The 24199-nt window shown below is 73.7% G+C and carries 19 protein-coding genes and 1 tRNA gene; 4 read left to right on the top strand and 16 right to left on the bottom strand.

Annotation, left to right across the window (positions count from 1 at the left end; all coding sequences use genetic code 11):
• Window positions 1–7: 7 nt before the first annotated feature.
• The 7 genes from ACYP53_RS15700 to ACYP53_RS15670 all read right to left on the bottom strand — a co-directional run bounded on the left by ACYP53_RS15700 (window position 8) and on the right by ACYP53_RS15670 (window position 8869).
• Complete coding sequence (locus ACYP53_RS15700) at window positions 8–2581, bottom strand: ABC transporter permease (protein WP_459647719.1); 2574 nt, start codon at window positions 2579–2581, stop codon at window positions 8–10.
• Window positions 2578–3333, bottom strand: a complete 756-nt coding sequence (locus ACYP53_RS15695; protein ID WP_189918222.1) for an ABC transporter ATP-binding protein — start codon at window positions 3331–3333, stop codon at window positions 2578–2580. Before ACYP53_RS15695 ends, ACYP53_RS15700 begins: the two co-directional genes overlap by 4 nt.
• On the bottom strand, window positions 3330–3629 hold the full coding sequence (locus tag ACYP53_RS15690) for an SHOCT domain-containing protein (protein WP_459647718.1): 300 nt from the start codon (window positions 3627–3629) through the stop codon (window positions 3330–3332). The genes ACYP53_RS15695 and ACYP53_RS15690 overlap by 4 nt, the downstream gene beginning before the upstream one ends.
• 263 nt (window positions 3630–3892) lie before the next feature.
• Window positions 3893–4570, bottom strand: coding sequence for a response regulator (locus tag ACYP53_RS15685; RefSeq protein WP_189918217.1), 678 nt, complete (start codon window positions 4568–4570; stop codon window positions 3893–3895).
• On the bottom strand, window positions 4567–5844 hold the full coding sequence (locus ACYP53_RS15680; RefSeq protein WP_459647717.1) for a sensor histidine kinase: 1278 nt from the start codon (window positions 5842–5844) through the stop codon (window positions 4567–4569). The genes ACYP53_RS15685 and ACYP53_RS15680 overlap by 4 nt, the downstream gene beginning before the upstream one ends.
• Window positions 5845–5994: 150 nt before the next feature.
• Entirely contained in the window at window positions 5995–8526 is a 2532-nt protein-coding gene (locus tag ACYP53_RS15675) for an ATP-dependent Clp protease ATP-binding subunit (protein ID WP_459647989.1), read from the bottom strand.
• A 268-nt stretch (window positions 8527–8794) separates the two neighbouring features.
• Window positions 8795–8869 (bottom strand) — tRNA-Val (locus ACYP53_RS15670).
• Between the two features lie 154 nt (window positions 8870–9023).
• Between ACYP53_RS15670 and ACYP53_RS15665 the strand changes: the two genes are divergently transcribed.
• Window positions 9024–10433, top strand: coding sequence for a coiled-coil domain-containing protein (locus ACYP53_RS15665; protein WP_459647716.1), 1410 nt, complete (start codon window positions 9024–9026; stop codon window positions 10431–10433).
• Window positions 10434–10539: 106 nt separating this feature from the next.
• Entirely contained in the window at window positions 10540–10758 is a 219-nt protein-coding gene (locus ACYP53_RS15660; RefSeq protein WP_189918202.1) for an FmdB family zinc ribbon protein, read from the top strand.
• Here the strand turns inward: ACYP53_RS15660 and ACYP53_RS15655 are convergent.
• The 3 genes from ACYP53_RS15655 to ACYP53_RS15645 all read right to left on the bottom strand — a co-directional run bounded on the left by ACYP53_RS15655 (window position 10755) and on the right by ACYP53_RS15645 (window position 15572).
• On the bottom strand, window positions 10755–11597 hold the full coding sequence (locus ACYP53_RS15655; RefSeq protein ID WP_459647715.1) for an HAD family hydrolase: 843 nt from the start codon (window positions 11595–11597) through the stop codon (window positions 10755–10757). The two genes, ACYP53_RS15660 and ACYP53_RS15655, sit on opposite strands and share 4 nt — an antisense overlap.
• Window positions 11597–14233: a phosphoribosyltransferase gene (locus ACYP53_RS15650; protein WP_459647714.1), complete on the bottom strand. Its 2637-nt coding sequence runs from the start codon at window positions 14231–14233 to the stop codon at window positions 11597–11599. The genes ACYP53_RS15655 and ACYP53_RS15650 overlap by 1 nt, the downstream gene beginning before the upstream one ends.
• Before the next feature lie 130 nt (window positions 14234–14363).
• Window positions 14364–15572 (bottom strand): HpcH/HpaI aldolase/citrate lyase family protein, encoded by a 1209-nt coding sequence (locus ACYP53_RS15645; RefSeq protein WP_459647713.1) that lies wholly within the window; start codon window positions 15570–15572, stop codon window positions 14364–14366.
• A 375-nt stretch (window positions 15573–15947) separates the two neighbouring features.
• Here ACYP53_RS15645 and ACYP53_RS15640 point away from each other — a divergent pair, with 375 nt between their 5' ends.
• Window positions 15948–17129: a TerD family protein gene (locus ACYP53_RS15640; RefSeq protein ID WP_459647712.1), complete on the top strand. Its 1182-nt coding sequence runs from the start codon at window positions 15948–15950 to the stop codon at window positions 17127–17129.
• A 98-nt stretch (window positions 17130–17227) separates the two neighbouring features.
• Here ACYP53_RS15640 and ACYP53_RS15635 read toward each other — a convergent pair whose 3' ends face one another.
• Window positions 17228–17974: a Tellurium resistance gene (locus ACYP53_RS15635; RefSeq protein WP_459647711.1), complete on the bottom strand. Its 747-nt coding sequence runs from the start codon at window positions 17972–17974 to the stop codon at window positions 17228–17230.
• A 519-nt stretch (window positions 17975–18493) separates the two neighbouring features.
• On the opposite strand from ACYP53_RS15635, the gene ACYP53_RS15630 reads away from it, so the two are divergent.
• The gene (locus tag ACYP53_RS15630; protein ID WP_189918190.1) at window positions 18494–19708 is read left to right on the top strand and encodes a DUF2637 domain-containing protein; all 1215 of its coding nucleotides are present in this window, start codon (window positions 18494–18496) and stop codon (window positions 19706–19708) included.
• A gap of 93 nt (window positions 19709–19801) precedes the next feature.
• Here the strand turns inward: ACYP53_RS15630 and ACYP53_RS15625 are convergent, their stop codons facing one another.
• From ACYP53_RS15625 to ACYP53_RS15605, 5 genes are all read right to left on the bottom strand, one after another.
• Complete coding sequence (locus ACYP53_RS15625) at window positions 19802–20896, bottom strand: DUF475 domain-containing protein (RefSeq protein ID WP_189918188.1); 1095 nt, start codon at window positions 20894–20896, stop codon at window positions 19802–19804.
• 146 nt (window positions 20897–21042) lie between these two features.
• Entirely contained in the window at window positions 21043–21621 is a 579-nt protein-coding gene (locus ACYP53_RS15620; RefSeq protein WP_189918186.1) for a TerD family protein, read from the bottom strand.
• Window positions 21622–21925: 304 nt separating this feature from the next.
• Window positions 21926–22501 carry a TerD family protein gene (locus ACYP53_RS15615; protein ID WP_189918183.1) on the bottom strand — a complete coding sequence of 192 codons (576 nt, stop codon included), beginning with the start codon at window positions 22499–22501 and terminating at the stop codon, window positions 21926–21928.
• A gap of 331 nt (window positions 22502–22832) precedes the next feature.
• The gene (locus ACYP53_RS15610) at window positions 22833–23291 is read right to left on the bottom strand and encodes a peroxiredoxin (RefSeq protein ID WP_189918181.1); all 459 of its coding nucleotides are present in this window, start codon (window positions 23289–23291) and stop codon (window positions 22833–22835) included.
• 330 nt (window positions 23292–23621) lie between these two features.
• Entirely contained in the window at window positions 23622–24062 is a 441-nt protein-coding gene (locus tag ACYP53_RS15605) for a DUF3052 domain-containing protein (RefSeq protein ID WP_189918179.1), read from the bottom strand.
• Window positions 24063–24199: the final 137 nt, after the last annotated feature.

Here is a 24199-nt window from a genome sequence, read left to right as displayed (position 1 = left end):
TCACCTCCTACTCCGTCGCGATCGCCCGTAGGACGTCCAGCCGTGCCGCCCGGCCCGCCGGGCGCAGGCCCGCCACCGCACCCGCCAGCAGTCCGGCCGTCAGGACCACGGCCAGCTGCCCGGGCGGTATCGCGAACGATCCCGTCCCGGCACTGTCCGAGGCCCGCACCAGGGCCCAGCCGAGGAAGGCCCCGAGCCCCAGCCCGCCGACCGTGCCGAAGGCCGCCACCAGCACCGACTCCCAGCGCACCATGGCGCGCAGCTGAGCCCTGGTCTGACCGACCGCCCGCAGCAGCCCCAGCTCCCTGGTCCGCTCGTGCACGGCCAGTGTCAGCGTGTTGGCGATGCCCAGCAGCGCGATCAGCACCGCCAGGGCCAGCAGCGCGTAGACCACCGAGAGCATCATGTCGACGCCGGAGGCCGCGCTCTTCGCGTACTCGGCCCGGTCCTGCACCTGCGGGCTGCCGAACGGGACCAGTGCCTTCTCCACCGCCGCCTTTCCGGCAGCCGGGGAGACGCCGTCGCGCAGCCCGACCGCGACCATGGTGTCGGCGTCCTGCCCCCGGTGCGGGGCCCAGGCCTGCCTGGTCACCACGTAGTCCCCGGCCAGCCCGCCGCCCTCGTAGAGCGCCCGGATGGTGAACGGTCCGCTCGCGCCATCGGTGAAGCCCACGGTGACGGTCTGTCCGAGCCGCCAGCCGTGCTGCTGCGCCTCGCTGCGGGAGACCGCCAGCCCGTCCGTGCCGAGCGTGTCCAGCGAGCCGTCGACCCGGCCGAGGTCGACGATTCCGGGCAGCCGGGCCGGGTCGGTGACGTCCAGCGTCCGCCCGTGCCCGTCGATCCGGGCCACGCCCCGGCCGAGCCCGACGGTCTGCCGCACCTCGGGCAGCCCGGCCAGGGCGTCCGCCACCTTGGGGCTGATCCCGCTGCCGCCGGCCCCGAACGAGGCGGTGGTGACGGCGAGGTCGCCCGCGAAGGACTTGCTCACCGTGTCGTCCAGGGTGGCCCTGATCGACGCGCCGAAGACCGTGAACAGCGTGACCACCGCGACCCCGATCATCAGCGCGCTCGCCGTGGCCGCCGTCCGGCGGGGGTTGCGGGCCGCGTTGCGCCGGGCCAGCACCCCGGAGACCCCGCGCAGCCTGGGCAGCGGCGCGCCCAGCGTCCGGACCGCGAGGGCGGCGGCGACCGGACCGAGCACCACCGTGCCCGCCAGCACCGCCAGCGCCCCGGTCGCCGTCAGCACGACGGAGGGACCGTCGGTCGCGCCGAGCACGGCCACCGGCGCACCGCCGGCGAGCAGCAGAGCGCCGAGCGCCACCCGGACGGTGCCCGAGCGGCCCTGCCCGGCGCGGTCGACGCCGGTCTCCCGCAGGGCCGCCAGCGGAGCCGTCCGCCCGGCCCGGACGGCCGGCTGCAGCGCCGAGCACACCGCGACCAGCGTCCCGACCAGCAGCGGCAGCAGCACGGCGGCCGCGCTGATCACCGTGCCGCCGGTCGGCAGGGCGAAGCCGAGCGCCGAGAACAGCGCCTTGAGGCCGGTCGCCACCCCGATCCCGCCGAGCAGCCCGCCGAGCGAGGCGAGCAGACCCACCGCCAGCGCCTCCGCCAGCGTCGCCCCGAGCACCTGGCCGCGCACCGCGCCGAGCGCGCGCAGCAGCGCGTTCTCCCGGCTCCGCTGGGCGACCACGATCGCGAAGGTGTTGTGGATGGTGAACGTCGCCACCAGCAGCGCGATCCCGGCGAAGACCAGCAGCAGCGTGGTGAACATGGTCAGGAACCGCCCGGACAGCAGCTGGGTGGACTCCTGGGTGGCCGCCGCGCCGGTGATCGCCTGCACGCCGCCGGGCAGTCGCGGGGCGATCCGGTCGGCCAGCTCCCGCTGGGAGACCCCGCCCACCGCGCGGACCTGGATCGAACCGGCCTGCCCCGCGCCCTTGGGCGTGAGGTAGCGCTCGGCGTCCGCGAAGGTCATCGCGGTGAAGGTGCTCGGCCCCATGCCGTCCGCGCTCGCCCCGAAGGTGGCGATGCCGACGACGGTGACCGGCACCGGATCGGGCGTGCGCAGCACCGTGGTCGAGCCGACGTGCAGCCCGCCCGTCCTGGCCGCGCCCCGGTTCACCACGACCTCGCCCGGGGCGGCCGGCGCCCGGCCCTCGGCCAGCCGGTACGGGTTGAGCCGGCCGTCGGTGAGCCAGTTGCCCGCCAGGGTCGGCGGGCCCTGGCCGCCGATCGGTTTGCCGTCGCTCCCGAGGAGTTGGCCCGCACCCTGCACGGACGGCTCGGCGGCCGCCACACCCGGGATCGTGCGCAGCCGGTCGGCGAGTGCCGTCTCCACCGGCGCCCGCACCCCGCCGGCCGTGCCCTGGGAGTCCAGGACGTCGGCGCTGCGGACCACGACGTCGGTGCCCGCGTTGGCGTCGGCGAAGAGGGTGTCGAAGTTGGCCCGCAGGGTGTCGCCCAGCACCATCGTGCCGGTCAGGAAGCTCACCCCGAGCAGGATGGACAGCAGGGTGCCGGCCAGCCGCCGCTTGTGGGCGCGCAGTGAGCGCAGGCTGAGCCGGAGCGTGGCGGTGTTCACGACCGCCCCCGTTCGAAGGCCTTCATCCGGTCCAGCACCAGCCCGGCGCTGGGCCGCTCCATCCGGTCGACCAGCCGGCCGTCGGCGAGGAACAGCGCCTCGTCGGCCCAGCCGGCGGCCGTCGGGTCGTGGGTGACCATGACGACGGCCTGCCCCATCTCGTCCACCGAGCGGCGCAGCAGGCCGAGCACCTCGCCGCCGCTCTGGGAGTCGAGGTTGCCGGTGGGCTCGTCGGCGAAGACCACCTGCGGCCGCCCGGCCAGCGCCCGGGCCACCGCGACCCGCTGCTGCTGGCCGCCGGAGAGCTCGCTCGGGCGGTGCCCCAGCCGGTCGCCGAGGCCGACGACGTCGATCAGCGCCTCCAGCCAGGCCCGGTCCGGGGCTGCCCCGGCGAGGTCGAGCGGGAGGGTGATGTTCTCCCGGACGGTGAGCGTGGGCACCAGGTTGAAGGCCTGGAACACGAAGCCGATCCGCTCCCGGCGCAGCAGGGTGAGCTTGCGGTCGCTGAGCGGGCCGAGCTCGGTGTCACCGATCCAGGCGCTGCCCGCGGTGAGCGTGTCCAGCCCGGCCGCGCAGTGCATCAGGGTGGACTTGCCGGAGCCGGAGGGCCCCATGATCGCGGTGAACCGCCCGGCCGGGAAGTCCACCGTGACGTGGTCCAGAGCCCGGACCTCGGTGCCGCCGACGCCGTGGACCTTCACGGCGTCGGCGACCCGTGCGGCGGTGCCGCGTACGACGTCGAGGGTGGTCACTTGGCGCCACCTCCCGGGGCGTCGTCCCGGTGCGGCTCGCTGAGCACGGCCCGCTTGGCGCGGTACTCCTCGGCGTCGATGTCGCCCTCCGCGTAGCGGCGGCCCAGGACGGCCAGCGGGTGCTCGGCGGCCGGTCCGGCCCCGTGGCCGTACCCGAAGCCGCAGCCGTAGCCGCGCCGGCGCCAGGCCGTGCGGCGCAGCACCACGACGACCAGGAACACCACGGCGATCCAGACCAGGGGGATCAGCAGGATCCACGGCCCGGGGCCGTGCCAGTCGGCCAGCTGCGTGTACATGGTGGTTCATCTCCTCGACGGTGGGCCTCCAGGACCTCGGGGTTCCGAGGTGCCTTGAGCGTCCCGCCGAGGGGTCTCATCACGCGTCCTACCGGCAGCGGCAGTTGGGGTACTCCCGGGAGAGTACGGACGGCCCGTGACACGCCGGGCCGGGAGTAGGTCCCGGTGCAGGGCGCCCGCCCGGCCCGCCCGGCCGCACCGGGTCTCCGCGCAGGCCGCTCAGCCCAGCCAGCCCGGCCGCACCAGATCTCCGCGCAGGCCGCTCAGCCCAACCAGCCCGGCCGCACCAGCCCCGACTCGTAGGCCAGCACGACCAGCTGCGCCCGGTCCCGCGCGCCGAGCTTCACCATCGCCCGGCTGACGTGCGTCTTCGCCGTCAGCGGGCTGACCACCAGCCGCCGGGCGATCTCCTCGTTGGACAGCCCCATCCCGACCAGCGCCAGCACCTCGCGCTCCCGCTCGGTCAGCATCGAGACGTCGGAGAGCCCCGCCGGCGCCGCCTCGGGCGCCTTGGACCGGGCGGCGAACTCGCCGATCAGCCGTCTGGTCACCCCCGGCGAGAGCAGCGCGTCCCCCGCGACCGCGACCCGGACCGCCCGCAGCAGGTCGGCCGGTTCGGTGTCCTTGACCAGGAAGCCCGCCGCCCCCGAGCGCAGCGCCTCGAAGACGTACTCGTCCAGCTCGAAGGTGGTCAGCACGACCACTCGTACGGAGGACAGCGCCGGGTCCTCGGCGATCCTCCTGGTCGCCTCCAGGCCGTCCATCCGCGGCATCCGGATGTCCATCAGCACGACGTCCGGCACCAGTTCGCGGGCGAGTTGCAGCGCCGCCTCGCCGTCGTCCGCCTCGCCGACCACCGTGAGGTCGTCCTCCAGGTCCAGCAGGGCCCGGAAGCCCGCCCTGACCAGCAGCTGGTCATCCGCCAGCAGTACCCGAATCACTCGCTCTCCGTCTTCGGTGTCGGCAGCTCCGCCCGGACCCGGAAACCGCCGCCGGGCACCGGCCCCGCCGTGATGGTGCCACCGAACGCCCCCGCACGCTCCCGCATCCCGACCAGCCCGCTGCCCGACCCGCCGGCGTCGGCGACCACGGCCGGCCCCGGGTCCTCGACCCGGACCACGAACAGCGCGGGGTCCCTCCAGTCCAGCACCACGACGGCCTGCCGGGCCGCCGAGTGCCGGATCACATTGGTGAGCGCCTCCTGGACGATCCGGAAGGCGGTGAGGTCGACGGTGGCAGACAGCGCGCGCCGCTCGCCGCGCTCCTGCACCTCCGCCTCCAGGCCCACCCGGTCGGCCTGCTCGGTGAGTTCGTCCAGCCGGTCCAGCCCCGGGGCCGGTCCGCGCGGCGCCGCCCCGGGCCCGCGCAGCGTCGCGAGCACCTGGCGGACCTCGCCGAGCGCCTCCTTGCTGGTCGACTTGATGGTGACCAGCGCGGTGCGGGCCTCCTCCGGCCGCCGGTCGAGCAGTGCCAGCGCGACCCCGGCCTGGATGTTGATCAGCGACAGGCTGTGCGCCAGGATGTCGTGCAACTCCCGGGCCATCCTGAGCCGTTCCTCGTTGGCCCGGCGCTCCTCCAGCTGCTCCCGGTAGGCCCGGTGGGCGGCCATCCGCTCCCGCCGGAACCGGACGATCTCGGCGATCGCCATCACCAGCAGCAGCCAGGCGAGCAGGCCCAGCTCCTCCTGCCAGGCGACGCCGTGCGAGGGAGCGCGCTGCCAGTCCTCCGGCAGCACGAAGGCCACCAGCACGTGCACCAGGTACACCCCGGCCATCCCGGCCCAGGCGGCCCGGCGGTGCCCGGCGCCGATCGCCACGCTGCACGCGACCAGCCAGCTCAGGAAGACCGGCCCGTACGGGTACCCGGCGGCCAGGTAGGCCGCGGTGGCCACCGAGGTGCCGGCCACCACCACGACCGGGTGGCGCCTGCGCAGCACCAGCAGTGCCGGCCCGAGCAGCAGCAGCACGTAGCCGAACGCGTCCAGCGGGGCCCGCCCCGGCTGGTTGTGCGCGGCGAAGTGCGAGCCGACCACCTGCACCACCGCGGCACCGGCCGCCAGCCCCACCGGCAGGCCCGCCCGCACCCACGGCGGCCGCCACGGCTCGGGCGGCCCGGGCGGCTCGGACGGTCCGGACGACCCGGACGACTTGGACGGTCCGGACCGCCCGACAGACGGCTCGCGCGGTCCGGCCGGCGGCTCCGGTGGCGGGGACATGGGCGGCATCATGCCCAGAACGCTAGACCCGCGTTCCGCTCCACCGCGTCCTCCACCAGTGGCGTTCGGGCGTACTCCCGCTGGAGTACGCCCGAACCCGAGCCCTTCTTCCCTCAGCGGTCCACGCCACGACCTCAGCGATCCGCCGCCTCAGCGATCCGCGCCCGCCGCAGCCTTCTCCTCCGCCTCCTCGAAGGTCGCCGACGCCTCCGGCCGGGCCAGCGTCACCACCAGCTCGCCCTCGCTCACGTCCGCGATCAACGTGTCCCCCTCCCGCACGGAGCCGTCCAGCAGCAGGTTGGAGATCCGGTTGTCCAACTCGGACTGGATCGTCCGGCGCAGCGGCCGGGCCCCGAACTCCGGCTGGTACCCGCGGTTGACCAGGAACTCCTTGGCCGCCTCGGTGACTTCCAGCCGGACGTCCTGGGCCCGCAGCCGGCGCCGGCTGCGCTCCAGCAGCAGGTCCACCACCGACACCAGGTCCTTCCGGGTGAGCGCGTGGAAGACGATCACCTCGTCGATCCGGTTGAGGAACTCCGGCCGGAACTGCTGCCGCAGGTCCCGCATCAGGTCGTCCCGGATCCCGTCCACGTCCCCCGAGTGGTCCAGGATCCGCTGCGACCCGATGTTGCTGGTCATGATCACCACAGTGTTGCGGAAGTCGACCGTACGCCCCTGGGAGTCGGTCAGCCGTCCGTCGTCCAGCACCTGGAGCAGCAGGTTGAAGACGTCCGGGTGCGCCTTCTCCACCTCGTCGAAGAGCAGCACGCTGTACGGCTTGCGGCGCACCGCCTCGGTCAGCTGCCCGGCCTCGTCGTAGCCGACGTACCCGGGCGGGGAGCCGACCAGCCGGGAGACGGTGTGCTTCTCCTGGAACTCGCTCATGTCGAAGCGGATCATCCGGTCCGGGTCGCCGAACAGCAGCGCCGCCAGCGCCTTCGCCAGCTCGGTCTTGCCGACGCCGGTCGGCCCGAGGAAGAGGAAGGAGCCGGTCGGCCGGTCCGGATCGCCCATCCCTGCCCGGCCGCGGCGCACCGCCTGGGCCACCGCGGTGACCGCCTCGTCCTGGCCGATCACCCGCTCGTGCAGGTGGTCCTCCAGCTTGAGCAGCCGCTCCTTCTCGGTCGCGTTCAGCTCCGCGACCGGGATGCCGGTCCGCGAGGACAGCACCTGGGCGATGTCGTCGGCCGTGACGTCGACGACCTCCTCGCGGGACTCGGCGATCGCCGCCAGCTCGTCCTCGGTCTGCCGCAGCTCGCTCTTCAGGTTGGCGGCCCGGACGAACTCCTCGTCCGCGACGGCCTCCTCCAACTCCCGCTTCAGCTTGGTGATCCGGTCCTGCACCCCGGTCGCCGCGGTGGACCCGCTCAGGCTGCGCAGCCGCACCCGCGCGCCGGCCTGGTCCAGCAGGTCGATCGCCTTGTCGGGCAGGAAGCGGTCGCTGACGTACCGGTCGGAGAGCGTCGCCGCCGCGTCCAGCGCCTCGTCGGTGAACCGCACCTGGTGGTGCGCCTCGTAGGCGTCGCGCAGCCCGTGCAGGATCTCGACGGTCTCCTCGACGCTCGGCTCGGGCACCAGCACCGGCTGGAAGCGGCGCTCCAGCGCGGCGTCCTTCTCCACGTGCTTGCGGTACTCGTCCAGCGTGGTCGCGCCGACCACGCTCAACTCACCGCGGGCGAGCGCCGGCTTGAGGATGTTGCCGGCGTCCATCGAACCCTCGCCACCGCCGCCCGCCCCGACCACGGTGTGCAACTCGTCCAGGAACAGGATCACGCTCTTCTCGGCCGCCGTGACCTCGTCGATCACGCTCTTCAGCCGCTCCTCGAACTCGCCCCGGTACTTGGAGCCGGCCACCAGCGCGGTCAGGTCGAGGGTCACCACCCGCTTGTCCTTGAGGCTCTGCGGCACGTCCCCGGAGACGATCCGCTGGGCCAGGCCCTCGACGATCGCGGTCTTGCCGACGCCCGGCTCGCCGATCAGCACCGGGTTGTTCTTGGTCCGCCGGGAGAGGATCTCCACGGTCTGCTCGATCTCCTCGGCCCGCCCGACCACCGGGTCAAGCCGGCCCGAGCGCGCGTCCTCGGTGAGGTCGCGCCCGTACTCGTCCAGCGTCGGCGTCTCACTCGGGTGCGCGCCCGTACTGCTGCGCTCGCCGCCGGTGCCGCGTCCGTCCAGCACCGTCTTCAACGCCTCCTGCGAGGGCGCCGCGTTGCGCAGCGCCACGCCCGCCCCCGACCGCTCCTGGTCCAGCAGCGCGCCGAGGATGTGCTCCGGGCCGATGTACGAGGCACCGGCCTCCTGCGACCGGGCGTGCGCGGCGAGCAGGGCGCGCTTGGCCGAAGGGGTGAGCGACGGCTGCCCGTCCACCGCCTCGCCACCGCCCGCCGGCAGGGCGTGCTCCAGGTCGCCGGACAGCCGGTCCGGATCGATGCCCGCCCGCTCCAGCATCCGCCGCGACGGCTCCACCCGGGTGGCCGCCCAGGCCAGGTGGGCGGTGTCGAGGTCACTGGACCCGTCCTCCGCCGCACGCCGCGCGGCCAGCGCCAGCAGCTCCTGGGAGGACTCACTGAGCAGCCGCCCGATCGGCACCCGCTGCACGGCGGGCGGGGAAGCCAGCGGGCTCATCCCGAAGAACCGGCTGAGCAGATCGGAGAACGGATCGTTCGATCCGAACGGGGGCATGGTCACGGCCACTCACCTCTCCCAAGCGGTTTGCAGCCACACAAACACAGCCCGCACGCCCTCGCCTCCCGAGCCGAACCCCGCCACCCCGGCCCCGTCGAAGAACCGGATCACACCGTCCACGTCACACAACACCGCGTCGAACGCCCTGGTAGTCCCCCCGCCTCCCTACCAGCCGACGCCCCACCCCCGGCACCCGGGGCCCGCCTCCCGGGAACGACGGAGGGCCGGCCCAGGAGGTGTGTACCTCCCGGGCCGGCCCTCGGGGTGGTGGGCGCGGACGGTTTCGAACCGCCGACATCTGCTTTGTAAGAGCAGCGCTCTACCACTGAGCTACGCGCCCCCGGTCGTGGCCCGGTGGGCGCACGACGAGTGCCTAGGGTACCTGGTCCCGGGGGTGGTGTGGGTCCGGGTGGCCGGGTGGGGCGCGTGGCGGGGCGGCGGCGGGGACGGGAGGGGTGGGAGGGGGTGACGGGCCGGTGGGGTGATCGGGGAGAATGGGGGCCGGATCAGCGGGTCGGAGCAGGGAGCGCGCAGTGGCGGTGGCCGGCGGGAGCGGGCGGGGGCGGCGTCGGGCGGGGAGCGCGCTGGCGGACGCGCTGGTGTTGCCCGTGGTGCTGGCGGGCGCACTGGGGGCGGTCGGCCTGGCCTCGGCCGGGACGGGCGGCTGGTGGGGCCGGCGCGGTGGCGGCGAGGGCGTACGGGCGGGGGCGAGGGAGGCCCGGGCCGCGGCGCAGGAGGCGTTCTACGAGCTGGAGGAGACCCAGCGCGAGGTGCAGCTCGCGGTGGAGACCGTCCGCGCGGCCGAGGACGGGCCGACGACGCAGCGCGCGCTGGCCGACCTCGCGGCGATCTCCGGCCGGATCGACCAGGTCACCGTGAACTACCTGGGCGCGCTGGACGCCCACAACCTGGACAGCGAGTCCCTGGACGCCGGGGCGGCCGCGCAGGCCAAGCGCCAACTGGAGGACGTGAAGGGCCAGTTGGGCTCCGCGCGCGCCGAACTGAACGACTTCCTGCGCCGCCTGCAACCGGCCGTCGAGCACGCCGAGCAGCAGCTGATGCGGGTCACCCCGGCGGTCGAGCAGGCCAAGCGGGCACTGCTCACCGCCTCCAACGCGCTGGACCAGGCGCGCGGCGCCGGCCTGCGGGCGGACGACCTGGCGGCCCGGCTGGCCGAACTGGCGCCGGAACTGGGACGGCTGAACGAGGGCCCGGCCCGGCACGGGGTGGCCGGCACCCTGCAGCGCGCGGACGACGTGAAGCAGCGCGCCGAGACGATCGCCGCGGACGCCGCGCAGCTGCCGGAGCGAGCGCGGGAGATCGACCGGCGGGTGGCGAGCCTGCGCACCCGGATCCAGGCGCTGGAGACCAAGGCCGCGACGGTCGATCCGGCGCTGAGCGAGCTGCGCCGCCGGTTCAGCACCGCCTGCTGGCAGGACCTGCAGCGGGTGCCGGACCAGGTCGCGGAGACCGGGCGCGCCGCCGAGCGCAAGCTCGCCGAGGCGTCCCGCGCGCGGGACGAGCAGCGCTGGGCGGACGCCACCGCCGCGATCGGCACGGTCCGCGCGCTGCTGGAGACCGCGGACGGTTCGGTGGCCGCGGTGAACGACCGGCTGCGGCAGCTGAACGAGGTGCAGCACGACCCCAACCGGGAGATCGAGCGCGCCCGCTTCGCCATCCGGGACGCGCAGCGGCTGGCGATGGCCGGGCGCAGCGCGCCGGACCCGCGGCACGCCGCCCCGCTGGACGAGGCGGTGGCCCGGCTGGACCGCGCGGTGGCCACCCTGGAGGCGGCCGGCCGGCACCCCGACTACTGGGCCTTCCTCACCGAGCTGGCGGCGGTCCGGGACACGGCCGCGCGGGTGATCGAGCTGATCCGCGGCGACCTGGGCGGGCACCGCTAGGACAGCGCCGGGACACCGCCGGGACACCCTCCGGGACCACCGCCCAGGGAGCTGCCGGAGTACCGGACGGGCACCGCCGGGCCGGCCCCCTCGGTACCCTGCCGGTATGCCACGCTACGACTTCCGCTGCCGCTCCTGCGGCGCCACCTTCGAGCTCCGCCGCCCGATGGCGCAGGCCAACGACCCCGCCGTCTGCCCGCAGGGCCACGAGGACACCGTGAAGCTGCTGTCCACCGTCGCCGTCACCGGCGCGGCCGCCGCCGGCCCGCAGGCCCCCTCCGCCGGCGGAGGGGGCGGCTGCTGCGGCGGCGGCTGCTGCGGTTAGCGCCCTACCGGTACGGCCTGACCCGCCGTAGCCCCGGCCAGGAAGCGCCGGACGATCTCCTCCCCCGCCGTCACCCCCACCTCGTCCAGGGCGGTGACGCCGGGGGCCGTCCAGCCGCTGTCCGCGAGTTCGCCGTGCCCGGGCCGCCACCCGGCGTCCGCCGCGAGCAGCAGGTCGGCGTCGAGCAGCGAGTCCCCGGCCGCGAGCACCGTGGTCGCGCCGCTGCGCCGGACGACCTCCTCCAGGGCGGCGCTCTTGGTGAGCGGTGCCGGGACGGCGTACACCTTGCGGCCCTGCAGCGAGACCGCCCAGCCGCGCTCGGCGCACCAGCCGGTCAGCTCCGCCAGCCAGCCTTCCGGCAGGGCGGCGCGCTCGACGACCAGGTAGGCGAACAGCTCGTCGGCGACGCGGCGCTTGTGCGTCCACTCCGGGTCGGCGCAGAGGGCGAGCCGTCGGACGACCTCCTCCAGCGGGACCGAGCCGGCGGCGATCCGCGCGGTGATCTCGGCCCGCCAGTCCCGGTCCGGTTCGCCGTCCACCAGCAGTTGCCCGCCGTTGGCGCAGATCGCGTACTCGGGGACGCGGCCGGGCGTCGGGCCGGGCAGGCTGACCCGCTCGTACTGCTCCGGCGTCCGGGTGGTGGTGGGGACGAAGCGGGTCTGCCGGGCGAGGTCGGCCAGCAGGCCGGCGGCCCGTTCGGTCATGAAGGACAGCGGCCGCCCCTGGTACACCTCGACGCAGAGCAGCGGCGGCGCGAGCCGGTCGGGGACGCCGAGGGCGAGGGCCCGGTCGGAGTAGATCAGCGTCCGGTCGAGATCGCTGGCCACCAGAACACCCATCAGGACTCCCCCTCGACGATCACGGATTCCGCGGCCGCGGCAGGCTCCGCGGACGCGGCGAACCCCACGGCCCCGGCAGGCCCCGCGGCCGCGGCAGGCTCCACAGCCCTCACAGTTCCCACAGCCCCGGCAGCCTCAGCGGACACCGCCGCCCGCCCGTCGGCCCCGGTCGCCCCGCGGCTGTAGCGCGGGTGGATCAGGCCGACGCAGGTGTACGGCAGGCCGTCCACCTCCTCGACCTCGACGCCGCGCTGGGCGGCGAGCAGCCGGACGTGGTCCAGGTCGGCGCCGGCGCCGCGACGGGCGAGGATCCGCCAGGGGACGCGGCGCAGCAGCACCCGGGTGGTCTCGCCCACGCCGGGCTTGACCAGGTTGACGTTGTCGATGCCGTACTCGGCGCTGATCCGCTCGACGGCGGCCCAGCCGGCCCAGTCGGGTGCCCGGTCCGGGTCGACGGAGAGCCGGTCGGCGCCCTCGGACGCCGCCGCGCGGACCTCCTCGAAGCAGGCGGCCACGGCGTCCAGGAAGACCGCGGAGACGTCGCTCCCGGCCAGCTCGGCGTAGTGCTTGGCGCCGTGGAAGTCGTCCGGGCCGATCAGCCCGGGCCGCAGTACGGTGCGCGAAACCAGCCCGGACACCGTGGAGTTGAGGCAGGCGGACGGGATCAGGAAGTCGTCCCGGGTGCCGTGGGTGCGCACGCAGCGGCCCGGGTCGGCGAGCACCGCGAGGTCCGGGTCGAAGCCGGTGCCGGCGAGCGCGTCGGCGAGTTCGCGGGTGATCGCGCCCTTGCCCGTCCAGCCGTCGACGAACACGACGTCCCGGGCCCGGTGGTGGGCGGCCAGGTACCGCAGGGCGACGGGGTCGATGCCGCGGCCCCGCACGATGGAGACGGCGTAGTGCGGCACGGTCAGGCCGTGGGCGAAGGCCAGCCAGCGGCGGATCAGGACGCCGACGGGCGTGCCGGCCCGGGCCAGTGAGGCGAGCACCAGCCCGGGGCCGCGCTCGCGCAGCAGCGTCTCGGCGACGGTGCCGACGGCGAGCGCGATCCGGCGGGCGGAACCGTGCAGCGCCTGGTGGAACAGCTCCTGGTACTCGGGGCTGGGCTGGTACTCGACCGGCAGCGACTCGGCGTAGTGCGCGCCGCCGTTCTGGACGGCCTCCTCGCGCTCCTCGGTGGGCGCCTCCAGCGCGACCCCGGAGAGGTCCTTGAGCAGCCAGGCCACCTCCTCGGCCCGGTACGAGGAGAACGCCGGCCCGTACAGGGGTGCGGGCAACGACGGAACGGGCACCGCCGACGGGCCGCCGGCCTCCGGCCGGTACGACGGCAGCACCGCGAGCACCACCCGGTCGGTGACCTCCCGCAGCTGCCCGAGCAGCGCCCGCTCGCCCCGGTGCAGCGCCGGGGTGTCGGCGACGTCGTCCACCACCAGCACGACGGCGTCGAAGCGCCGCGCCGGGTCGCTGCCGGGGGCGACGTTGTACGCGTAGCGCTCGCGCGAGGCCTCGTCCCGCGGGTCGTCGTGGGCGGGGAAGGCCAGCCGGGTGCGGATGGCGTAGCCGGGGTCGTCCACCGCGAGGACGGGCGAGCGGGTGGTGGTGGAGTAGCGGACGCGGTCCTCGCCGAGGTGCCCGGCCAGGGCGTCGGCCAGGCGCAGCGGCGCGTACATCAGCTCCTCGAAGCCGAGGACGAGCACCCGGTGCGCCTCGGCGGGCAGGGCCTCGGCCAGCTGCCCGGCGAGCCGGGGCAGGGCGGCGTCCAGCCGGGCGCGGTCGCGGGGGGTGAAGCCGTGCCGCCCGCCGTCGGGGAGCCCGGCGGGCCAGTCCAGCGCGACCCGGGCCAGCGGCGCGAGGCCGGCCGCAGCGACGGAACCACCCGCAGCACCAGCCGCACCCACCGGGGCCACCGCACCCACCGCCGACGTGCCGCCCGTCGCCTCGGCGATCAGCCGCTCGGCCCGGTCCAGCAGGTCCTCGGGCAGCTCGACGCCGCCGCTCGCGGTGGCGACCAGGTCCAGCCGGACGCCGAGGTCGGCGGCGGCGTCGGCGAGCCGGGTGCGGTCCTCGGCGGAGCGCAGGTCGACCAGGGCGACCACGACGTAGTGGTCGCGCGGGTGCCGGGCGTGCAGTTCCCGGATGGTGTTGAGCACCGTCCGGCCGGTGGAGAACTCGTCGTCCACCAGCACCAGCGGACCGTCCCCGGCGAGGAGTGCGGGGTCGGCCGGGAGCAGCAGGTGCGAGGTGGCGTGCGAGTGCTCCTCCTCGAAGCCGCCGAGGGGGGTCATCCCGGGCACCGGCCTGCGGGTGGAGTGCAGGTAGGGGGCGTCGAGGCCGTCTGCGACGCTGTGGCCGAGGCCGGTGGCGGTCTCCGCGTAGCCGAGGACGACGGCCCGGGCGGACGCCTCCTCGCCGAGCAGCTCGCGGACCCTGCCGCCGAGTTCGAGCCCGGCGCCGTGGACCACGGCGGGCCGCTGCGGCACGTGCTTGCCGAGCACGTTGGAGACCAGCAGGTGGGCGCGCTTGCGGTTCTCCCGGAGGGCCAGGCCGACGAGTTCGGGGAGGCGCTCGGAGCCGGTGAGCACGATCCCGGCCCGGTCGGAGACCCAACGGCCGGTCCACGTCTGCGGTGTTGCTGTCACTGCTGGTCCTGCCTTCGGTGGTGCGGTGGTGCGTGCGGTCGTGCGTGCGGTGGCACGTACAAATCGTGCAGTGCTGCAGTGCTGCGTTCGTCCTATCCGCCGTACCGGAACGGGAGGGAACGGCCCGGCCTCAGCCGCACAAACAGGCCGAGAGCAGCTCGGCGAAGCTGACGTCCTCCCTGGCCACCCCGAACACCTCCGCCCGCAGCAGTATCCGCTCCGCCCAGGCCCGGTGCGGCCGTGCCTCGTTCATCTTGTTGGTGTACGCCGAGCGCAGTACCCCGCCGCCGTCCTGCTCCTGCCGGAGGATGTCCCGGGCGTCGCAGTACTCCTCGTGCGTGACGACGGAGAGGGCGTGTACGGCGGGCACGTGGCTGGGGTGGATGCAGGTCTTGCCGAGCAGGCCGTTGGCCCGGTCGAGTTCGACCTCCCGGATCAACCCGTCCAGGTCGTGCTCGATGATCCGCCGGCGGACCTCCTCGCCGGAGGCCCCGGCCGTCCCGGCGGGCGCGGCGAACGAGGCCTCCGCGAACGGGGTGCGGCGCAGTTGGGGCTTGAACATCCGCTCCTGCACCGGGAAGTACTCCCAGACCGGCCCGGTGACGGTGTGCCCCGTGCCGTCCGCCCGGCCGAGCACGTTGACGACGTCCCCGATCACCGCCGCGACCAGCGCGACGTCGTACGCGGTGAGGTCGGGCGAGCGCCGCAGGCCGTACGCGGAGCAGAGGTCGGTGACCCCGAGCCGGACGGCGAGCACCCGGTCCCGGTGCGCGGCGAGCAGCGCGGCGATGCCGAAGAGCTGCTCGCGCCGGGTCTCCAGGTGGGCGAGTCCGGGTGATTCGAGGACGGGCATGGCGAACAGCCGCCGTCCGGTCGCGGCCTCGGCGGCGGCGAGCGCGACCAGGTAGTCGCCGCCGTTCTCCGGGGTGAACTTGGGCAGGACGAAGCCGCTGAGCAGCTCGACGGCCGGACCCAGGCGCGCGGCCAGGTCGGGAATCTGGGAGGCGGCCCGGACTCTGATGAAGAGCAGTGGGTGATCCTGTGCGCAGTCGGTGAAATCCTTGACCAGGTCATTCAACTGCTCGACCAGGTTCCGCTCGCCGGCGCCCACCTCGTGGTCGGCGATGGCGTCCTCCAGGCAGAGCACCATGGAGACGACGCCCCGAGCAGCCTGTTTGCGGATGTCCGCGGCCAGCGCGGGCCTGGTGGCCGGGCTGTAGAGGGTGCCGCCGAGGGCAGTGGCGAGCACCTCGGGCTCGCTCTGCGCGGTGAACGCGCGCGGCTGCTCCAGGAAGAGCCGACCGCGTACGTCCTCGGCGAGGTGGCCGAAATGGCGCAAGGTGCTCTCCTCCGGGAAGTGGACGGGCCTGCGGCCCCTTGCCGACGACGCCTGGCGACGCTTGGCGACGCCCCCGCCACCGGCCGACACCCTGGTCAACCGGCTGACCGGGCCCGTGGTTCCCCGGACGCGCCGCCGACCGGCGCCCCTCCGGCGAATCCCCCGGGGGCCCTACGACCGCCCATCGTACGGACGGGATCCGGCCGCTCCCGGTTCCCCTGCACTGAACTCCCGGAACATCCCGGTCCACTTGGACGATCATGGGCGTGGCGGCGGCAAACCCCGGGAAGCGCAAGTCTTGGCAAAGTCCGCCGCGGCGCGAACCGCTCCGGTCACGTTGTCCGAAGGGGTGGCGAACAGGCAGGATGGTCCGCTATGACGCACGTGATGGCCAAGGGCGCCAACATCGCACTGCCGGCGGCGGCGGTCCGCGCCGTGCTGCGCTGGAGCGCCACGCCCGGTGCGCCGGACGTGGACGCGTCCGCGCTGCTGCTCGGCGCCACCGGCAGGGTCCGTTCGGACGCCGACTTCGTCTTCTACAACCAGCCGCGCCACCCCTCGGGCCTGGTCCGCCACCTGCCCAAACAGCAGACCTCCGGCGGCACCGAGATCGCCGACACGATCGAGGTCGAGCTCGGCAAGCTGCCCGCCGACGTGGACCGCGTGGTGCTGGCCGGCTCCTCCGAGGGCGGGTCGTTCCGCGCGGTGCCGGGCCTGCGGCTGCTGCTGTTCGACGCCGCGGCCGGTGACGGCGCGCCCGCGCTCGCCGAGTTCGCGATCACCGACGCGGAGAGCGTCACCGCCCTGGTCGCGGGCGAGCTGTACCGCCGGGCCGGGTCCTGGAAGTTCCGGGCGATCGGCCAGGGCTACACCTCCGGGCTGATCGGCCTGGCCACCGATTTCGGCATCACCGTCGAGGACGAGGCCGCGGGCGACGCGCCGGGCCTGGCACCGACCCCGGCACCCGCCTCCACCGCCTCGCCCACCGGCGCGGTGGACCCGCGCAGCACCCCGCTGCCGGACCCGCGCTCGAACACCGCCGAGCCGGGCACCTTCACCCTGGCCCCGGCCGTCCCGCAACCGCAGACCCCGGCGGGGCCGCCGGCCGCTCCGGTCCCGGTCGGCGCCGCCACCGGCGCGCCGGCTAACGCCCCGGCCACCCCGCCGCCGCCCACGGCCCCGCCGACCATGCCCCCGACCGTCCCGCCGGCCCCGCCCACCCCGCCGCCGGGCCACCGGCCCGGCACCGGCTACGGCTACCCCCAGCAGCAGCCCGGCACGGGGTACGGCTACCCGCAGCAGCAGCCCGCGACCGGCTACGGCTACCCGCAGCCGTACCCGCCGCAGCAGCCGGGCACCGGTTACGGCTACCCCCAGCCGAACCAGCCCGTCCCGCCGCAGCCGCAGCCGCACCAGAGCGGCTACGGCTACCCGCAGCAGCCCGGCACCGGCCAGCAGCCGCCCGTTCCGCCGCAGCCTCCGGCGGCCCAGCCGTCGGCACCCACCGGCGAGGAGTTCGCCCTGCCCCCGCAGGGCCCGCAGTTCCAGCCCCGCTGACGACACCGGCCCGCTGACGACGCCCGCCCGGGACGGCGGCCGCCCCACGACGGCGGCCCCGCCCCGGGGTCACGGCCCGAGCAGGCACGCGCCCCGCCTCACTCGCCGCCCGACTGGTTCTTGTAGCCGCGCTGCCACTGCATCCCGAAGCCGTACAGCCGGTCGATGTCCGCCTGGAACCCGTTGACGTACCGCACCTCGCGGCGGACCGTCAGCTGGTTGTCGCCCGCGTTCTCGATCAGCACCACGGCGCAGGAGCGCGCCGCCCTGGCCCGTTCCTCCAGCTTGATCTCGATCCGCGGGCCGGTCTGCGGCACGATCGTCACCACCGCCTGGGACTGCTCGAAGGCCGGTGTGCCGTCGTAGATGTAGACGAAGATCAGCAGCCGCTTGAACTTGTCCTTCTTCTCCAGGTTGACGTACATCGTCTCGCCCGACGGCGCCCCGTACTGGTCGTCGCCGCTGAGCTTGATGAACGGCGCGCTCTGGAGGTCGCCGAAGAGCCCGCCGAGCGGCTGCACCACACCCGTCGAGCCGTCGGACAGTTCGTACATGCAGGCCAGGTCGAGGTCGACGTTCATCGGCTCGTTCTGCGGCGAGTCCGGCTCCTGCGGGCTGAAGATCCTCGGGCTGAAGAACCGCTTGATCGAGTCCCCGGTGCTCGGCCGGCCGGCGCCCGCGCGCATCGACCAGTGCAGGTTGACGTAGAGGTAGCCGGTGGTGGCAGCCGACCCGGTGATCGCGTGCTGCGGGGACGACTTGGTGAGTATGACCTTGTGCTGACCACCCGGGTTGTCGAAGGTGTAGCTCTTGTCCCCGCGCAGGTACTCCCAGATCGAGACCATCCCGCCCTCTCCCCTGCCTTCCGCCAGGCGTTCTGACGGTCCGCCGACCAATGATCGGGCATCGGCCCGGCCGACGGATACCCCGTCCGCCTGGTCCCCTACCCAGTCCGGCCGCCGAACGGCCAGCGAACGACCACCGAACGACCTCCGACCGGCCTCCGACAACCTCCCGACCGGCCACCGACCGGCCACCGCCGCCGGCCCCGCGACGAACCGAGCAGCACGCGTACCCCCGAACACCCAAGCGAACAAAGGGTGGGACGGAGAAGGAACCACGGACGAACCGGGGGCGAACGGGCGGGTCGATTGGCCGGAGCAAGCCGCCCTCCCGTAACATGCCGCCCCTTCGGACGCGATATCGTCTAGCCGCACAGGTGTCCCGTCCGCCCTCGCGCGGACACGGTGGGGCACGCCGTGCGGCGACGAACGATCCGTCAGGCAGTGCCCGCACGGCGGGACCTGACCGCCTGTGTCGCCCTGTGTACCTGTCCCCTTCGGAAACCCGAGGCCCGACCCGCAATGAACCTGACCTCCATACAGCTGGTCTGGACCGTCGTCGGCGGCGCAGCCCTGCTGTTCGTCGCCGTCCTGATGGCGACGCTGCGTTTCAAGAGCTCGAAGACGGACGAGGCCACCGACTCCTGGGAGCGCAGCGAGGAGCGCCGCCGCCGCAAGGAGATGATCTACGGCATCTCCTCGTACACGCTGCTGTTCTGCTGCGCCGGTGTCGCCGCCGCGCTCTCCTTCCACGGCCTGGTCGGCTTCGGCAAGGAGAACCTGGGCCTGTCCGACGGCTGGGAGTACCTCGTCCCGTTCGGCCTGGACGGCGCCGCGATGTTCTGCTCGGTGCTCGCCGTCCGCGAGGCCAGCCACGGTGACGCCGCGCTCGGTTCCCGCCTGCTGGTCTGGGTGTTCGCGATCGCCTCGGCCTGGTTCAACTGGGTGCACGCCCCGCGCGGCTTCGGCCACGCCGGCGCCCCGCAGTTCTTCTCCGGCATGTCGATCTCGGCGGCGATCCTGTTCGACCGGGCGCTGAAGCAGACCCGCAAGGCCGCGCTGCGCGAGCAGGGCCTGGTGCCCCGCCCGCTGCCGCAGATCCGCATCGTCCGCTGGCTGCGCGCCCCGCGCGAGACCTACGCGGCCTGGTCGCTGATGCTGCTGGAGAACGTCCGCAGCCTGGACGAGGCGGTCGAGGAGGTGCGCGAGGAGCGCCAGGCGAAGCTGGACGCCAAGGTCCGCGCCCGCACCGCCGACCGGCGCGAGCGCGCCGAGCTGAAGGCCATCTCCCGCCAGGGCGGCGGCATGCTCGCCCGGGCCCGGGGCGGCCGCCAGGTGCCCGCGCTGACGGCTGCCGGAGACGGCCCGAGCGCTACGGAGCCTGCCCCAGCCGCGGAGACCGACGCCACCTCGACGGCCTCCGGCTCCTCCTACGAGCCCGCCGCGCTGGACCCCGGCCGCCGCCCCCGCGCCGCCGTCGGCTCCTCGTACTCCTCGTCCTACTCCTCGCCCTCGACGTACTCCTCGCCGTCGGCCTCCTCCGCTTCCTCCTCCTCGTACTCGTCCACGTACTCCTCGTCGTCCTACTCGTCCTCCTCGTCCTCGTCGTCCGACTCCACCGGTTCGTCCCGGCGCGGCTCGGCGATCGACCTGACGGCCGACGACGACACCCTGTCGATGCCGAAGCTGGACTCGCTGGAGCGCAAGCTGCGCGCGATCGAGCAGCAGCTCGGCTGACCACGCCGTCGGCGCCCCCGCGCCGCCCGCAGGACACACGAAACGGCCGCCCCCGGGAAACCCCGGAGGCGGCCGTTTCGTGTGCCGGGCGGACTACTTGCCGCTGCCGACCAGCTCCGGTTCCTCGTCCGCGCCCTCGCGCCGGTTGCGGATGATCGACGAGCCGAGCGCGAGCCCGATGAAGGCGACGCCGATCAGGCCGGTGACGATCTCCGGGATGTGGTACTTGATCCCGACCAGCAGGATGACCGACAGCGCGCCGATCGCGTAGTGCGCGCCGTGCTCCAGGTAGACGTAGTCGTCCAGGGTGCCCTTGCGGACCAGGAAGACGGTCAGCGAGCGGATGTACATCGCGCCGATGCCGAGGCCCAGGGTGATCTGGAAGATGTCGCTGGAGATGGCGAACGCGCCGACCACGCCGTCGAAGGAGAACGACGCGTCCAGGACCTCCAGGTAGAGGAACAGGAAGAACGCCGCCTTGCCGCCGACCTGGAGGATCGACTTGCCGGACTTCTCGGCCTCCTCCTCGCGCTCCTCCTCGGCCTCCAGGCCCGACTCGAAGATCGAGGAGAGGCCGCCGACGATGAGGTAGGTGACCAGGCCGAGGACGCCCGCGAGCAGGACGGTCTCGGCGTGCTCGCCGGCGAAGAAGTTGGAGGCCAGCAGCAGCGCGACCAGGGCGACGACGGAGGAGAAGGCCTCCAGCTTGCCGACCTTCTCCAGCGGGCGCTCGATCCAGGCCAGCCAGTTGTAGTCCTTCTCCTCGAACACGAAGTCCAGGAAGATCATCAGCAGGAAGACGCCACCGAAGGCCGCGATGGCCGGGTTGGCCGCCTCCAGGTACTGGCCGTAGGTCAGGCCGTCGTGGGTCTTGTCGGAGTGGAGCGCGAGGTCGATGACCGTCGCGGGGTTGAGCTTCGCGGTGAGGCCGACGACCAGCAGCGGGAAGACCAGGCGCATGCCGAAGACGGCGATGAGCACGCCGACGGTCAGGAAGATCTTCTGCCAGTACGGGTTCATCCGCTTCAACACCGTGGCGTTGACCACCGCGTTGTCGAACGACAGGGAGATCTCCAGGATGGAGAGGATCAGCACGATGCCGAAGCCTTGGGCTCCCCAGAGCAGTCCGGCCGCGACCAGGCCGATGGCGGTGATCGCGAACGACCAGCCGAATGTGCGGAGGAACACGGGAGTTGGCTACCTTTCGGGTTCTGGCCGTGCCGGGGGCGGCCTCGTCCCCGAGACGCCCTGACCGGGCCGGGCCCGGTCAGGTCTCCCCCGCACTGCCCTCAGTTCTCATGATCGGGTCGGGTGCGATGGTCCGATTTCCGCCCTTACTGTACGTTCACACCGAAGTCGAGCGCGATACCGCGCAGGCCGGAGGCGTACCCCTGGCCCACCGCGCGGAACTTCCACTCGCCCGCGTAGCGGTACAGCTCGCCGAAAATCATCGCCGTCTCGCTGGACGCGTCCTCGGACAGGTCGTAGCGGGCGATCTCCTGGCCGTCGACCGAGTTGACGACCCGGATGTAGGCGTTGCGGACCTGACCGAAGTTCTGCAGCCGCGCCTCGGCGTCGTAGATCGACACCGCGAAGATCACCTTGTCGGCCTGGGCCGGGACGAGGTCCAGGTTGACCAGGACCACCTCGTCGTCACCCGTGTCGTCGCCCCCGGTGAGGTTGTCGCCCTGGTGCTCCACCGAGCCCTCGGGGCTCTTGAGGTTGTTGTAGAAGACGAAGTACTCGTCACCGAGCACCCGCCCCCCACCGCAGAGCAGGGCGCTCGCGTCGAGGTCGAACGGGGCGCCCGTGGTCGAACGGGCGGACCAGCCGAGGCCGATCTGGACCTGCGTCAGGTTCGGCGCGGCCTTGGTGAGCGAGACGTTGCCGCCCTTCGCGAGCGTGACCACCATGACGTTCTTCCTCCCTTGCTTCTCCCGGGGCGCCTTAAAGGTGTAGTCCCCCACGGCCCCGGCCGACCGGCTTTGGTCGGCTGAACTTCCTGAACTCACATCCTCGCAGCGTGACGGGCCCCCGCGGCACCGGGTCCGACGAACCCCCGACCGACCCGCGCCCGTCCGTACGACCGCCCGAGCGACGACCGCCCGACGACGGCGCCGACAGCCGCGCCCGCGCCCGTACGGAACCGGGGCGGCCCCGGACCTCGGAGGTCCGGGGCCGCCCCGGGAAGCGGCGCCACAGGGCGCCGGCGAGGACTCAGACGTTGACGCCGAAGTCCTGCGCGATGCCGCGCAGGCCGGAGGCGTAGCCCTGGCCGATGGCGCGGAACTTCCACTCGCCGCCGTTGCGGTACAGCTCGCCGAAGACCATCGCGGTCTCGGTGGAGGCGTCCTCGGAGAGGTCGTAGCGGGCGAGCTCCACGTTGTCCGCCTGGTTCACCACGCGGATGAAGGCGTTGCGCACCTGGCCGAAGTTCTGGCCGCGGGTCTCGGCGTCGTAGATCGACACCGGGAAGACGATCTTCTCCACGTCCGCCGGGACGCCGGCCAGGTTGACCTTGATCGCCTCGTCGTCGCCCTCGCCCTCACCGGTCAGGTTGTCACCGGTGTGCTCGACCGAGCCGTCCGGGCTCTTCAGGTTGTTGAAGAAGACGAAGTTGCCGTCCGAGGCGACCTTGCCCTGGGCGTTGCAGAGCAGTGCGCTGGCGTCCAGGTCGAAGTCCGCGCCGGTGGTGGTACGGACGTCCCAGCCCAGCCCGACGACCACGGCCGTGAGCCCTGGGGCCTCCTTGGTGAGCGAGACGTTGCCGCCCTTGCTGAGGCTGACTCCCACGTGTCCTCCAAGAATCGGGAGGCACGCCCTGTGGTGGTGCCCCCGGTGGTGCGGTCCGGGGCACGGGGAGACCGATCGACTCCCGCACCCCACCCCGCCAACGGCCCGAGCGTAGTACGCGGTTCCCGTCCGCAGCGCGGTTCGAGCCGGACACGGCCGTTCGACACCCGGCCGGACGGGGCCCGACCCGCGGACCGGACCGAACCGGGCCGTACGAACCGGATCCGAACCGGGCCGAACCGGCGCCGGACCAGGTCCGAACCGGCGCCGAACCAGGTCCGGACAGGGCCCGAGCCGGCCCGGACAGGGCTCGAACGGCCGGGGCGGGGCCTCAGAGCCCGGCGAGCACCTTCAGGTACTCCTGTTCGTCCCGGGCGTCCGGGAGGCCGTTGACGACGCTCCAGCGCACCGCGCCCGCCCGGTCGATCACGAAGGTGCCGCGCAGCGGGCAGCCGCGCTCCTCGTCCAGGACGCCGTACGCCCGGGCGACCTCGCCGTGCGGCCAGAAGTCGGCCAGCAGCGGGAACTCCAGGCCCTCCCGGTCGGCGAGGGTCCGCTGGGAGAACTGCGAGTCGCAGGAGAGGCCGAGCACCTGGACGTCGTCGTTCTGCAGCCCGGCCAGCTCGCGCTGGATCGCGCCCAGCTCGCCGGTGCAGACCCCGGTGAAGGCGAACGGGTAGAAGACCAGGACGACGTTCTTCTCGCCGCGGAAGTCGGTGAGCCGGACCGGCTCCCCGTGCTGGTTGTTGAGCTCGAAGTCCGGAGCCTGGGTGCCGACCTCGACGGCCATGGAGGGGACCTTTCTGACGCGACCGGGGCCGCGCGGCGGGCGCGGCTGGCCACATCCTCGCATTCGTTCACGGGCGTTCGGCCGAACGGATGAGGCGGGCCGGCCGGGCGCCCGCCCCCTTTCGCCCTGGGCGAACGCGCCGAGCGACCCTGATCGGCCCCGAGCGACCCGAGTAACCCCCGGCGACTCCGGGCGACCCCGACCGCCCCGAGAGCCCCCGGGCAGCCCCAGGCAATCCCCGGCCGCCCCGAGAGCCCCCCGCCCGCAAAAGCGCCGGGCCCCGTCGGAGTGAGACTCCGACGGGGCCCGGCGAGGGGCTTCAGAACCCGTTCAGCGCTTGCCGCCCGGCTTCGCCGTGGACTTGGTCGCGAGTCGCGTGGCCGCCCAGTCCTTGACGATGTTGATCGAGCTGGTCTGCGAGAGGCCCGCGGTCTTGGCCGCGTCGCTGATGTCGGAGGCCTCGATGTGGCCGTCCCGCCCGGTCTTGGGCGTCATCAGCCAGATGACGCCGCCCTCGGCGAGGTACTCCAGCGAGTCGACGAGGGAGTCGGTGAGGTCCCCGTCGTCGTCGCGGTGCCACAGCAGGACGGCGTCCGCGACGTCGTCGTAGTCCTCGTCGACGAGATCCGCGCCGGTGATCTCCTCGATGCCCTCGCGGAGGTCCTGGTCAGTGTCTTCGTCGTACCCCAGCTCCTGGATGATCTGGCCCTCTTCGAAGCCGAGACGGGTAGCCGGGTTGGACTTGTCCGCGGGGTCCGCGGTCGCGCTCACGGGAATAACCTCCAGTATTCGGCTCGGCGTCCATGCCGAGGCTGTGGCCGTAGTCCACACGGGCGCGGCGGTTCGCGCAAGTACCCGACCCCCGATCCCCTCCAAAGGTTGACGTGTCGCACGGGACACGCCGGTTC

It is taken from the genome of Kitasatospora sp. Ki12 (genome assembly GCF_054601375.1).
This window is presented reverse-complemented; position numbering and strand designations above follow the sequence as displayed.